The sequence below is a fragment of the Hyphococcus sp. genome (assembly GCF_041986965.1).
Lineage (GTDB): Bacteria > Pseudomonadota > Alphaproteobacteria > Caulobacterales > Parvularculaceae > Hyphococcus.
Window position 1 is genome coordinate 620,236 of record NZ_JBHIXB010000001.1, and the last position, 12,765, is coordinate 633,000.

Below are 12,765 nucleotides of genomic sequence, written 5' to 3' on the forward strand. Positions count from 1 at the left end.
ATTGGACGATATGGATCCAGTGCTTCTTTTTTTCGCCGGCGTAGCGGCGTTTGTGATTTTCCGCCTGATCTCTGTGATGGGCACGCGTACGGGTCATGAGCAGAGCCATGATCTTGAAGCCGTGCAGCGCGCGGCGAGCGCGCGGGCCGCTGAAACCCTGCAGGATGATGAGGAGGGCGCCGAAGAGACGCGGCCGCCCAAACCCGTCTCCACCAATGCGCGGGTGTTGCGCGACGCCGATCCCAAATTTGACGAGGCGGCCTTCCTCGACGGCGCCAAGGGTGCTTATGAAATGATTGTCGAGGCGTTTGCGGCGGGCGATCTTAAATCTATCCGTCCGTTTCTCGATGAATCCGTATACGGCGCGTTCAAGGCCGCTGTGACGGAGCGCGATGCGGCGGGATATACTTCCGATCTGAAATTCGTCGGCATCGAACATGCGGGCGTCGTCGACAGTGAAGTTGAAAACGGCGTGATGTCGGCGGTGATTGAGTTCACGTCGAATCAGGTCCGGGTCACCCGCGACAGGGATGGCGAGGTTGTCGACGGCGATCCCAATCGCATCGATCTCGTCAAGGACCGCTGGACTTTCTCCCGGAAGGTTGCGAGCAATGATCCGAACTGGATGCTTGTAGGGACCGGCGGGGCCGAATAAAACTTTGCGGCGCGGGTTTTTGAGGGAGCGCCGTTTGTTTCTCCATGATGTCAGCATGCGGATAGCGCCGGCATGAAAGCGTTTTCGGGAACGCTGCTGCGCCTGTTTTTCGCCGGCGCGGTACTGGCGGCGGCGATTGCGGCCGCGCTCGTCTTCAGCGGCGTTGTGCCGCCATATTATGAGCGTGAGTTCAGCGATGACGATTTCGGGCCGCCGGCGCTCGATCTTAAACTTGTACGTTTTGACGATCTTTCCGGATGGCTTCAGGACGATCCCGGCCCGGCTCTCGAAACCTTTGTGCGCTCCTGCGCCCGTTTCGAGGAAATGGAGCCGGAAGCGTCCGCGAACCCCTTGGAAAATCTGGGAATTAACGACCCGGCGCTGACGCTTTCAGGAACGATTGCGGACTGGCTGCGCCCCTGCGCTGAGGCGCGCGCGCTTCTCGTCAGCGCCTATTCCGATCCGGGCGGTCGTCGCGGCGCGCTGCGCGCCTTTTTCGAATTTCATTTCACCCCGATTGAAATCGCGGTGGCGCGCGCGCCTTTGCCGGGCGGCAGGGCGCGGCGCGCTCCGCCGCGCATCGAACATACCGGAACATTCACCGGTTATTTTGAACCGGTTTATCAAGCCTCTCATACGAGAACGATCAATCATTCAGCGCCGGTTCTTCCGCGTCCGGACGATCTTGTGGAGGTCGATCTTGGCCAGTTCCGCGATACGCTGAAGGGAGAGCGCATTGCGGGTCGCGTTGAAGGGGGAAGGCTCGTTCCTTATGACGCGCGTGAAGCCATCGAGGCTACGGATCATCCAGACGAAGCGCCGCTCGCCTGGCTCGATCCAAATGATCTTTTCTTTCTGCAAATCCAGGGATCGGGCCGGCTCGTTTTTGATGACGGCGGGATGATGCGGGTCGGTTATGCGGCGCAGAACGGCCATCCCTATACGGCGGTAGGCCGCGTGATGGTGGAGCGCGGGATCATGCCTCTTGAAGAGATCACGATGCAGTCAATCCGGGGCTGGCTCGACGAGGCGATCTCTACGGAGGCGCGCGCGCTGCGTGAAGAGAACGCGTCTTATGTTTTTTTCCGCTCGCTGGAGGACGTTGACCCGGCGCTGGGGCCGTTGGGCGCGCAAGGCGCGCCCCTGACCCCCGGGCGATCGCTTGCGGTCGACAGGCGCTATCATGCGCTCGGCGCGCCTGTCTGGGTCAATATCGACCCGATGGCGAGTGAAGAGCAAACGATCCTGAGTGCGAAGCCGATCCGCCGTCTGATGATCGCGCAGGATACGGGCGGCGCCATCAAGGGCCCGGTGCGCGGCGATGTTTTCTGGGGCGCGGGGGATGAGGCTGCGGCCATCGCCGGGGCCATGAACGCCAAGGGCCGGATGACGGTGCTCCTGCCCCGGCGCCTCGCAGAGCGCATTCCGCGGAAATATCTGCGAGACGCGCAGTGACCCGCCGCCATTTCGAAAATCGGGGCCTGACGCCGGAAGAAGAAGCCTTGTGGCGCAAAGCGATGCGCGACGTAGCCGCCTATGGGCGCAAAAAGCCTTTGGCGGAAAAGCTCGTTTCGGGTTCGCAATCAGGGTCTCAGGCGGTCTCTAAATCAGCGCCGGGACTGTTAAAGCCGCGCCACATAACTGGCCAGTCGGCTGGACCGACCCCGTCGCGCCATGCCGAGCCCCTTCCCTCCAGAACGCAGCATCCTTTTGCGGCGGGCGACCCGCGCCTCGACAAGCTTGCCGGCCGCGGCCGCTTGCCCATCGATGCGGTCCTCGACCTTCACGGCCACACGCAGCGCACAGCGGAAACGACCCTGCGGCGCTTCGTCATGGAGGCCCATTCGCGCGGCGCCCGATGCGTTCTCGTGATCACCGGCAAGGGCGCGCCGGATCTGTCTGGATCTGGAGCAAGAGGCTGGGAGGCGCCGGGCGGCAAAGGCGTTCTGAAGGCCAGGCTCTCCGACTGGCTTGCCGATGAGCCGTTGCGCAAGCTCGTCTCCCGGGCGAGCCCCGCCCATCAGCGCCATGGCGGCGGCGGGGCGTTTTATCTGTTTTTAAAAAGATAAAGCGGCGCTGTTGAGCGCCGCCCTCATCATCACCAGGCGTTCAGGAATTTCAGAACGATGGCGAGCACCAATGCCGCCGGGAAGATGTAGAAAAACAGAATCCGCGACAGGCGAATGAACCATGTCTCGGTGGCGTCAGCGAGCCAGTCATTGATCGCTTCGCTCCACCAGCGGCGCGGTTGATGTTTCGGTAATTGCGCTTGTCCGGCCTCGATGGGCATGGCGGCGAGGATGGTGACGCCGCGGTTTTTCCAGCGCGCGAACGCTTTCTTGACGGCGCCGTTGACGACGGAGCCGCGCAGGCGCCGCGTTAAAAGCGCGAACAATCCGTATTTGAAATCTTCCGGATCGAACTCGACATCAAGCACCATGGATGCGGGCGAGCCCTCATTGCTGTCTTCATCAATGCGCACCACCGTATGACGGACGCCGTAATTGCGCAGATAATCTTCAATGTCGCCGATTGACGCCGCCGTCTTGTCACGGCGGAACAGGAACATGACGCGCACCCCGCGTGAGCCGGTCGCTTGCGATGACAACATCACGAAAGACCCGATCGCCGCCGCGACGCCAAGCCCAAGGGCGCCGGTCGCCGTCAGCGACGAAATCCATTCAAGCCCGCGTGGCAGGTTGAGCGCCGTCATGGACGCGCTCCATCCGTAAAGACCGAACACCATCAACAGGATGGCGAGCGCGCCGACGCCCATGCCGATCATGCGCATCAGTCCGGCCGGAATAGCGTCGCCGAAATGCGGGTTGGCGATCGTCGCCAGCCGCTTCGTCCAATAGCCGGTCTTGGCGTCTGTAGTGCGGTAGCGGTCTTCGTAAAGCGTATGGTCGGGATTGTTTTCGACCACCATGAAGCGCGTCTTCATGGGATCGCTCTGCTCGAAATTATGATCGATGATCACATAATCCGAGGAGCGCATGGCGACGCCGTAAGGGATCACCATGCCGTAAAGCTTGCTGTTCTGCGCCTCTGTTCCGATTGAGGAGAAATGCCGTGTGTCGCCTGAAATCGGGTCAAAAAACGTGTTCGTCTGGCGTGAGCTGCTAAGCGCCGAGCGCGCCCGCCGCGCAAGTTCGCGATGCGGCTCGACCATTTGCGGTATTTCCTGAACCTCAACGCCGATGGCGCGCATGCCGTCAAGTTTGGACTTGCAGCGGCGAGCAGCCTCAGGAGCGGCGAAAACCATATCGATCCGGTCACGGATCATTTTCTGATCGGCCATGTCAATGGGAAGGCCGGCGCGCGGCATTTCGCCGTCATAGCCGGCTTCGCCGCCCGGCATGTTGCCGCTTTCCGTGTCGACAAGACCCCATGATTTCCGCATGCGCCGCTGCAGCGCTGAAAACCCTGTGCCGGGATGCGACGACTGGACGATATCGTAAAGCTGCGATTCATGGACGGCGAGACAGTGCCAGTCCTGCGCCTCCACCTGCTGAACGCCGCGCATGCGGCTGAGGCTCGCGACCGCGCGCAACGATTCATAATCGTAACCCGAATAGGGGTTGTAAAACGGCACGATGGCGAAATCGGCGGTGTTCTGCTGCACCGCCATGAGCGCTTGCTCTTTCGTGCGCAAGGGCTGGGTGTCGGGGTGTTGATAGTCGAAGCGATTGTTCTTGCTCGCGTCGTCGAACTCACGTTCGACCCGCAGCTCCATGGCACCGAACCCGGCATCCGGAACGGTCCTGTTGCTGCGCGCACGCTTCAGGAATTCTTCGGTGGCGGTGTACCCAAAACCCCATTCCTCGCCAGTGAAGGCGATCTTCGGACGGGGCTTGTCGCCATTGTCCTTAAAGACTTTGTCGCTGGAGGATTTCAGTCCGAATCTCGATTTCTTTTTCGAGACCTCTTCCTCAGACGTGTATGAAAACCGGGGATCTGCATCCTCGGCAAAAGCCATCATGGTTCGCCGCTTCCAGGGCCGCGATGCGCCGTCAGCCATGAGTAATCCCCGCTCCTACTCCCTCAAGGGTTAACAGATTAACCTGTCATTAAGCATCGTGAAAGCCCGCATTTCGCCGTGATGCGGCGGATTCGGCCCTCTCGGGGGGTGTTCTGCGGTTTCCGGCCCCGAATCTTCGCCAATGACGCCAAAAGGCATCACCGACAAATTGTTGCGAAACCGAAACAGGGATTGGTAACTATAGGATATACTTGGACAAATCGGCGTTCTTGGTGATATCGCCGAGACGCGCCGTAACAAAGTCCCGGTCGATGGCGATCGTCTCGCCCGATTTGTCGGCCGCGGAGAAGGAAATCTCGTCCAGCACTGTCTCCATGATCGTGGCGAGGCGCCGGGCCCCGATATTCTCCACGCCGGCGTTCACCTCCGCCGCGGCGTCGGCCAGCGCGTCGATGGCCTCCTCCGTGAAGTCCAAGGTCACGCCCTCGGTCGAAAGGAGCGCTGCATATTGTTTGATCAGGCTCGCCTCAGGCTCGGTCAGGATGCGGCGAAGATCGTCCCGGGAAAGGGCGTCGAGTTCAACCCGGATCGGCAGGCGCCCCTGAAGCTCCGGCAAAAGATCTGACGGCTTTGACAGATGAAACGCGCCTGACGCGACAAACAGGATGTGGTCGGTCTTCACCGGCCCGTATTTGGTGGCGACGGTCGCGCCTTCGATCAGCGGCAACAGATCGCGCTGAACGCCTTCGCGGGAAATGTCGGCGCTCGCGCGATCGGATGAGCGCGCGATCTTGTCGATCTCATCAAGAAAAACGATGCCGTCATTCTGGACAAGATCGACAGCCTCGCGGCCGATTGTGTCTTCGTCCATCAACTGATCCGCCTCTTCCGCCAGCAAGGGATCATAAGCGTCGCGGATCTTGATGCGCCGCGTGGACTTCTGTCCCTGAAACGCTTTGCCCAGCATGTCGGAAATATTGATCATGCTCATTTGCGAGCCCGGCATGCCGGGAATTTCGAACATGGGCGGGCCGCCCTGGGTCTCGCGCAGGTCGAGCTCGATTTCGCGGTCGTCAAGCTCACCGTCTCTTAATTTCTTGCGGAAGGCTTCGCGCGTCGCCTCGCCGCCATGCTCGCCCACAAGCGCGTCGAGAACGCGTTCTTCGGCGGCGTTTTGGGCGGCGGCCTTCACTTCTTCGCGCTTTTTCTCACGCACCATTCCGGTGGCGATCTCCACGAGGTCGCGAATGATGGAATCGACATCGCGCCCCACATAACCGACCTCGGTGAATTTGGTCGCCTCAACTTTGATGAACGGCGCGCCGGCGAGTTTAGCAAGACGTCTTGAAATCTCGGTCTTGCCGACGCCAGTGGGGCCGATCATCAGGATGTTTTTGGGCGTAATCTCATCGCGCAAGACGCCCTCAACGCGGCGGCGGCGCCAGCGATTTCGCAAGGCAATGGCGACGGCGCGTTTTGCAGCCTTCTGGCCGACGATGAAACGGTCGAGTTCGGATACGATTTCGCGTGGGGAAAAATCAGTCATTTACTCTCAGGGTTTGGAAAAACACCGCCATGACATAGGCTCCCAGCCGTAAATCTCAATCCCGGCGGTTGCATTTGGCCAAAAAGAAAAGGACGCGCCGATGAAGGCGCGCCCCTTATCCCCTCGTCGCAATGCTATGCGGCGCTTATGCTTTTTTCTTGCGGCTCGCAAAGCCGAAGCCGGCAAGGCCCGCCATGAACAGCGGCAATGCGGCTGGCAGCGGCACATCGGGAACTTCTTCGAATTTCAGCTTTTTCAGCTTCCAGGCCGGCGAATAGCTATCGCATTTTTCGCCATACATGGTCATGCGGCAATTATACGAATAAGAGCTCGTCCCAATGCCAAAAAGCTTGCCGACCAGGTTCAACGAGAAAAGGTCAACGAAAGCGTAGCTGCTGTTCGGCATCGCAAGGTTTTCGTAGATGCGTTCGAGGATGCCGTCATTGTTCGAGTCGATGAACAGATCGAATGTGTCGTAGGTGTCTACGTGAGAGAACAGAGCGCCCGTCAACTGCACGGTCGTGTCGAACTCGAGAATTGCCACTTCCGGGAAATAGCCGTCGATCAGATGCTGGCCGTCATTTTGGTTGTGGGTGATGCCGGTGCCGGGGCTGTAAGCGACAGGCCGCGCGCCATACTGGCCGGGCGTCACCACCGCGTCGCCGGTAACGGGCGTGTCGGTGAACAGGCCCGCGGACAGGGTCATGGTCACGCCGCCATCTTCATAGACCTGCGAGCTGCCATTGTTCGACACTAGGTCGCCGCTGCCCGACGTGGTGTAAATCGTTGTGGCGTGGGCGCCGGAAAGCGTAAGCGCCGCGATAACGGTCAGGCTGATAATCGACTTCATGGGGATGTTCCTTACGCAACATGAAAAATCTGAAACACTCCGAACGCGGAATATGTCCCGGCGTCAATCATGTGCCGTTGCGGCGCCGCTCAACCGGCGGGTGTGGAAAATGTGGTTAATGACAGCGCTTATTAACGACGCCCTTAAAAGGACGCCTGACGCATGAACAAAAACAATAATCTTTGAGGTTAATGCGCTATGCTCGCCGGCATGCGTCATGGTTAACGCAAGTCCGTGCGAAAAAGCCGTCTTGTTTTATTTCGGTGCAGTGTTGTGAAGAAGATACTTAACGGCGCGTGTGGTTGCGCGCTATTCGGACATGGTTTCGAGCGTCAAAGACTCGTTGGTGTAAACGCAGATCGACGCCGCGATCGCCATCGCTTTTTTCACGATCTCTTCGGCGGAAAGGTCCGTTTCTTCGAGCAGGGCTCTCGCCGCCGATCGCGCGTAATCGCCGCCCGACCCGATGCCGGTGACCCCGAATTGCGGCTCCAGGACATCGCCGGCGCCGGAGAGCGTCAGGGTGACGGATTTGTCGGCGACGATCATCATCGCTTCCAGACGTCGGAGATAACGGTCTGTGCGCCAGTCCTTCGCGAGTTCGACGCAGGCCCGCGTCAGTTGATCGGGATATTGTTCGAGCTTTGCTTCGAGCCGCTCCAGAAGGGTGAAAGCGTCAGCGGTCGCGCCCGCGAAACCGGCGATCACCTTGCCCCCGGCGAGCCGCCGGACCTTGCGGGCGTCGCCCTTCACCACCGTATGGCCAAGGCTCACCTGCCCGTCCCCGCCGACCGCGACAGCCCCGCCCTTGCGGACCGCCAGGATGGTTGTTCCGTGCATTGACGTATTGCTCATGACTTTGCCTTTAAACTCTTCATAACCGCTTCAGGGCGCTGGCTTTTCATGGACGGCGGCGGGTTTTTTCCCTAGGTAGGGGCCTGACGCCGGAGATTTCAGGGGTTCAATGCCACCCTCACGGAGCGGCGTCAAAGGAGACGATCATGCGTGCGGCGACAGTTGAACGGAAAACGCGAGAGACGGAGATTTTCGTCGCGGTCGAGCTCGACGGCTCGGGCGACTACGATGTCGAAACCGGCATCGGCTTTTTCGATCACATGCTCGAAGCCTTCGCCAAGCACTCCATGATCGATCTTAAAGTGCGCGCAGAGGGCGACCTTCACATCGACATGCACCACACGGTTGAGGATGTGGGGATTGTCATGGGGCAAGCCATCGCCAAGGCGCTCGGCGATTGCGCCGGCGTCCGCCGTTTCGGCGCCTCCTACATTCCCATGGATGAAACCCTGTCGCGCGCGACGATCGATATTTCAAAGCGCCCTTACCTCATCTGGCGGGTCAATTTCGCGCGCCCGAAAGTCGGCGACATGGACACCGAACTTTTCAAGGAATGGTTCCATGCGCTCGCGATGAATGCAGGGCTCACCCTGCATGTGGAAAACCTCTACGGCGAAAACACACACCACATTATTGAAAGCTGTTTCAAGGCGACAGCGCGCGCGTTCCGTGATGCGCTGGAGATGGATCCGCGCAGCGACGGCGGCGCCCCTTCGACCAAGGGATCGCTCTAGGCGCTTTTAAAAGATGTAAAGCGCTAACAGGATCGCAAAGACGAACAGAATGCCTGCCGTCGATGCGATCAGAATATAACGCACATGGTCGCCTGTATGTCCCTGACGGACTTCTTCGGTTGTCCGCTTTTCGGATACAGGCGCGGCGGTGTCTTCGTTGGCGACACGCAATGTTGCGTCAGTATTCTGCGCCTCGTCAGATGAGTTTTCCACAGGTTTGGCGCTTGGTTCATATGCGGTGGTTTGCTGGGTCATATAGGAAAAACAGCCCGTATGGCGGTTTGTTCCATCCTCCCTTCCCGCCCGCACAGCACAAGCCGATTGACGCTTCCCGCGCTTTCAGGTGACATCCCGTCTGGGACTGGGAGGAAACCAAGCGCTCCAGTTGCGTATCGCCCGAAAACAGGGGCTTTCGAGCGCGCCAAGCAACAAGGGAGCATCCATGCTTTTCAAAATAGGTCTGCCCGCCATTGCGGTTGTGGGCGTTATGATGTCCGCGAGTTTCGCGGGCGAATGGGCGGACGCCTGCACGGCGACGCTCGAAGCTGATGGTCGTGATCCTTCGGGTTGCGCCTGTCTTGAGGCGGAAATCGAAGCCGGCAATCTCGCCGACGAATTTCTGGCGCTTGCCGACATCGCCGATCCGGCCGCCCGCTATGACGCGGCGTCTGACGGCGCGAAAGCCGCCATGGACAAATGCACCCGGTAAAATCAACGAAAAGTCGAAAAACCAAGGAAGGAATCGATCATGAAAAAACTTATTGCCGCCCTCGCCGTCTCCGGCTTCGCCCTCACGCCCGTGATGGCGAGTGAGCTTGAAGGCCATTGCGAAGCCTATGCGGCGGAGAACAGCTCCGACGCCTCGGGCTGTTCATGTCTGGCGGAAACCGCCGACGCTGACGCCACGGCGGAATTGCTGGCGGTGGAATCTGAGGCTGATCTGGAGGGCCTGAGCGACAACGCCAGGGGCGCCATCGAGGCTTGTTTCCCGGCTGCTTGAGGTCACTTCCATCCTCGAGTTGAAGGCCGCGCCTTTTTCGGAAAAGGCGCGGCTTTTGTTTGGGCCCCGCCCTTGTCCTCCCTTGTCTTGGCGCACAGCGTCGCTACAAGCCTCGGCCATGGCTGAGACCCTGGCGATCATCGATTACGGTTCGGGCAATTTGCGCTCTGTGGAAAAGGCGGTGGAACGCGCTGCGCGCGAAGCCGGCCTCGCCCGCCATGTCTCTGTGACTGATGATCCCGACATCATCTGCAAGGCTGACCGGGTTATCTTGCCCGGCGTCGGCGCTTTCGCCGCCTGCATGGAGGGGTTGGCCTCCCGCGACGGTGTTCTTGAAGCTATTGAGCATGTGGCGCTTATTGAAGGCCGCCCGTTTCTTGGCATTTGTGTCGGGATGCAGTTGCTGGCCAACCGCGGGCTCGAATTCGGCGGGTCCGAAGGGCTCGGCTGGATCCCCGGAGAGGTCGTGCCCCTGCCGCATTCGGCGGCGTTCCGCACACCCCAGATGGGCTGGAATGAAGTTCGGCTGGCGAGCCCTCCCCCGATCTTTGAAGAGCTCGATGGCGAGTCGTTTTATTTCGCCCATTCCTTCCATTTCGTTCCCGAAAATGACGCCCACCTCTATGGCGTTACGCGCCATGAGCATGATGTCGCCGCCCTCATCGGCCGGGACAATCTTTTGGGCGCCCAGTTCCACCCCGAGAAGTCCCAGACCGCCGGTCTGGCCTTCCTTGGTCATTTCCTTTCCTGGTCGCCGTCATGACGAGAAGCCTGACCCTCTACCCTGCGATTGACCTCAAGGGCGGCGAATGTGTGCGCCTCCTCCATGGGCGAATGGACGCCTCCACCGTCTATAATTCAGACCCAGCCTCTCAGGCGGCGATGTTTGAGGCGGCGGGCTTTGCTTGGGTCCATATTGTAGATCTGGATGGCGCTTTTGCGGGCGCTGCGGTGAATGGCGACGCCGTGGATGCGATCCTCAAACGCATTTCCCTGAAAACCCAACTCGGCGGCGGCGTTCGGAATATGACGGCGGTAGAGCGCTGGCTCGAGGCCGGTATGGCCCGTGTGATCCTCGGTACGGCCGCGGTCAACGACCCCGATTTCGTCACCGACGCCTGCAAGCGCTATCCCGGCCGGATCGTTCTCGGCGTTGACGCCCGCGACGGCCGGGTCAAGACCGACGGCTGGGACGGCGACACTGAAAAAAGCCCTGCAGAGCTTGTAAAATTTTATGCAGATCAAGGGGTTGCCGCTGTCGTCTATACCGACATCAGCCGCGACGGCGCGCTCACAGGGGTCAATGTGGAGGCGACGGCGGCGCTTGCCGATGTGTCGGCCATACCCGTGATCGCCTCGGGCGGGGTCGCCTCTTTGGACGACATCAAGGCGCTGAAATCAGCCCACGCCAATATCGAGGGCGTCATCATCGGCCGGGCGCTCTATGATGGGCGCATTGATCCGGCTGAGGCCATCGCTGCGGCGGGGTAGGGCCACGGATTGGTCATTTGCGGCTGGGTCCACTATGCTTGACCTTGTTGCGTTTTTGGGGGCGGGCGCGGGTCATGGCCAAAGACCTTAGGGATAGGGGCCGCATCGAATTTGAGCTGAAATTCACAGGATCGCCGGCTCACTTGGCCGCGCTCCCGGCTTGTGACTTCGTGGCCGCCGTGGCGCCGCAAGGCGGCGGCTGGGAGCGGCTTTCCTCCGCCTATTACGACACGATGGACGGCGCCCTTGCCGCGCACGGGCTGAGCCTGCGCCTGCGCGAAGAAGCGGAGGGCCTGGTCCAGGCGGTGAAGGCGAGGGGCCCTGACGCCGCAAGCCGGATCGAGCTGGAAATCTCGCTTGCCCGGGCGGCGGACTTTCCGCTGGCGACGGGGGATGAAGACATCGACAGGCTGATCGCGGACTGCGGTGATCGCATCAGGCCGCTCGCGAAAACTGTCGTCGACCGCTGGGCCGCTGTCATCCCGTTCAAGGGTGCGGAAATCGAGCTCGCAGTCGATCTCGGCTCGGCTGAAGCCGTGGATGGGGAAGGGCGCATCTATTCCGGATCGATCGCTGAGGTCGAGCTGGAGCTGGTTTCCGGCGAACCGGCCGCAGTTTTCGATTTTGCCCGGCTCCTCATCGCGAACGCGCCTTTGCGTCTTTCAACGACGACAAAGCTCGAAGCGGCCCTGGCGCTGCTCCCCGGTACGGACCGCGTCGGCAAGGCCGAGCGTCTTGATCTCGATCCCGAAATGACGGGAGGGGAAGTGCTGGCCATGTCGCTTTCCGCTTGCGCCATGCGGGCGTCGGCGCTTCAGAGCGCGCTGGTGGACTATCGCCGCGCCGAGGGCGTTCACCAGATGCGCGTGGTCCTCCGGCGCCTGCGCGCCATGGAGCGGATTTACCGCCGCTACCTGAAATCGAACGAGATCGCGGACCTTGCCGCCAGAGCAAAGATATTTGCGACTTCTCTGGGGCCTGCGCGGGATTGGGACGTCTTCCTCGGCGAGACCCTGCCGCCGGCGCTGGAGGCCGATTATGCGCCAGAGCGCTTTTACGCCCTCAAGGCGAAGGCGGAAGCGAAGAGGGCCGAAGGCTGGGCCCGCGCCACAGCGGTCATCTCCTCACCGGACTTCACACGGTTTTTGATTGATTTGACAGCAGCGGGCTCGCTTCAGCGCTGGCGGACAGGGGCCAAAACGAAGCTGGAGCGGCCAGTCATCGAGTTTGCGCCCAGAGCGCTCGATCGCGCCCTCAAAAAGACGTTCCGGACGGCTGATGAGGTAAAAGGCGTCGTCGATCTCGCCGCGCGCCATCCTCTGCGCATCGCGCTCAAAAAGCTCCGTTATCCGGTCCAGCTCTTTCGCGACCTTTATCCGAAAGATCGCCGCAAACCCTATATGTCCGCCTTGTCAGGACTTCAGGACGCCTTTGGCGCGGTCAATGACGCAGTCGTTGCGCAGCATCTGGCTGATGAGGCTGCGGCGGGAGGCGGCGAGACCGCGATGCGCGCCGCCGGCTTCATTTCCGGCTATAAGGCCGCAGAAGCGCGCGAAGCCGCCAAAAAGATTGACGCCGCCTTTGCGGCGTTTGAAAAGATGACGCCCTTCTGGCGGGATTAGCCAAGCGTTCTTCCGCAGAAACGCGAAAGA

At 60.6% G+C, this 12,765-nt stretch carries 14 protein-coding genes; 9 read left to right on the forward strand and 5 right to left on the reverse strand.

What is annotated here, in order from left to right; genetic code table 11:
- Positions 1-10 precede the first annotated feature (10 nt).
- The 3 genes from ACFC5L_RS03040 to ACFC5L_RS03050 all read left to right on the forward strand — a co-directional run bounded on the left by ACFC5L_RS03040 (position 11) and on the right by ACFC5L_RS03050 (position 2,724).
- Positions 11-655 carry a Tim44/TimA family putative adaptor protein gene (locus ACFC5L_RS03040; protein ID WP_375202352.1) on the forward strand — a complete coding sequence of 215 codons (645 nt, stop codon included), beginning with the start codon at positions 11-13 and terminating at the stop codon, positions 653-655.
- 72 nt (positions 656-727) lie between these two features.
- Entirely contained in the window at positions 728-2,110 is a 1,383-nt protein-coding gene (mltA, locus tag ACFC5L_RS03045; RefSeq protein WP_375201756.1) for a murein transglycosylase A, read from the forward strand.
- Complete coding sequence (locus ACFC5L_RS03050; RefSeq protein WP_375201755.1) at positions 2,107-2,724, forward strand: Smr/MutS family protein; 618 nt, start codon at positions 2,107-2,109, stop codon at positions 2,722-2,724. The genes mltA and ACFC5L_RS03050 overlap by 4 nt, the downstream gene beginning before the upstream one ends.
- Positions 2,725-2,753: 29 nt before the next feature.
- Here ACFC5L_RS03050 and ACFC5L_RS03055 read toward each other — a convergent pair whose 3' ends face one another.
- The 4 genes from ACFC5L_RS03055 to hslV all read right to left on the reverse strand — a co-directional run bounded on the left by ACFC5L_RS03055 (position 2,754) and on the right by hslV (position 7,888).
- Positions 2,754-4,676 (reverse strand): hypothetical protein, encoded by a 1,923-nt coding sequence (locus tag ACFC5L_RS03055; RefSeq protein WP_375201754.1) that lies wholly within the window; start codon positions 4,674-4,676, stop codon positions 2,754-2,756.
- A gap of 199 nt (positions 4,677-4,875) precedes the next feature.
- Complete coding sequence (gene hslU, locus ACFC5L_RS03060; protein WP_375201753.1) at positions 4,876-6,183, reverse strand: ATP-dependent protease ATPase subunit HslU; 1,308 nt, start codon at positions 6,181-6,183, stop codon at positions 4,876-4,878.
- 145 nt (positions 6,184-6,328) lie between these two features.
- On the reverse strand, positions 6,329-7,033 hold the full coding sequence (locus tag ACFC5L_RS03065; protein WP_375201752.1) for a VPLPA-CTERM sorting domain-containing protein: 705 nt from the start codon (positions 7,031-7,033) through the stop codon (positions 6,329-6,331).
- A 309-nt stretch (positions 7,034-7,342) separates the two neighbouring features.
- Positions 7,343-7,888 carry an ATP-dependent protease subunit HslV gene (gene hslV, locus ACFC5L_RS03070; protein WP_375201751.1) on the reverse strand — a complete coding sequence of 182 codons (546 nt, stop codon included), beginning with the start codon at positions 7,886-7,888 and terminating at the stop codon, positions 7,343-7,345.
- Positions 7,889-8,034: 146 nt separating this feature from the next.
- On the opposite strand from hslV, the gene hisB reads away from it, so the two are divergent.
- Entirely contained in the window at positions 8,035-8,622 is a 588-nt protein-coding gene (hisB, locus tag ACFC5L_RS03075; RefSeq protein ID WP_375201750.1) for an imidazoleglycerol-phosphate dehydratase HisB, read from the forward strand.
- Between the two features lie 6 nt (positions 8,623-8,628).
- Here the strand turns inward: hisB and ACFC5L_RS03080 are convergent, their stop codons facing one another.
- Positions 8,629-8,877: a hypothetical protein gene (locus tag ACFC5L_RS03080; RefSeq protein WP_375201749.1), complete on the reverse strand. Its 249-nt coding sequence runs from the start codon at positions 8,875-8,877 to the stop codon at positions 8,629-8,631.
- A 187-nt stretch (positions 8,878-9,064) separates the two neighbouring features.
- Here ACFC5L_RS03080 and ACFC5L_RS03085 point away from each other — a divergent pair, with 187 nt between their 5' ends.
- The 5 genes from ACFC5L_RS03085 (at position 9,065) to ACFC5L_RS03105 (ending at position 12,735) form a co-directional block, all read left to right on the forward strand.
- A complete protein-coding gene (locus tag ACFC5L_RS03085; RefSeq protein ID WP_375201748.1) occupies positions 9,065-9,331 on the forward strand; it encodes a hypothetical protein in 267 nt (88 codons plus the stop codon).
- Between the two features lie 39 nt (positions 9,332-9,370).
- Positions 9,371-9,622 carry a hypothetical protein gene (locus ACFC5L_RS03090; protein WP_375201747.1) on the forward strand — a complete coding sequence of 84 codons (252 nt, stop codon included), beginning with the start codon at positions 9,371-9,373 and terminating at the stop codon, positions 9,620-9,622.
- Positions 9,623-9,740: 118 nt separating this feature from the next.
- On the forward strand, positions 9,741-10,385 hold the full coding sequence (gene hisH / locus ACFC5L_RS03095) for an imidazole glycerol phosphate synthase subunit HisH (protein ID WP_375201746.1): 645 nt from the start codon (positions 9,741-9,743) through the stop codon (positions 10,383-10,385).
- Positions 10,382-11,113: a 1-(5-phosphoribosyl)-5-[(5-phosphoribosylamino)methylideneamino]imidazole-4-carboxamide isomerase gene (gene hisA, locus ACFC5L_RS03100; protein ID WP_375201745.1), complete on the forward strand. Its 732-nt coding sequence runs from the start codon at positions 10,382-10,384 to the stop codon at positions 11,111-11,113. The genes hisH and hisA overlap by 4 nt, the downstream gene beginning before the upstream one ends.
- Positions 11,114-11,187: 74 nt before the next feature.
- Entirely contained in the window at positions 11,188-12,735 is a 1,548-nt protein-coding gene (locus tag ACFC5L_RS03105; protein ID WP_375201744.1) for a CYTH and CHAD domain-containing protein, read from the forward strand.
- The last annotated feature ends 30 nt before the right edge of the window (positions 12,736-12,765 follow it).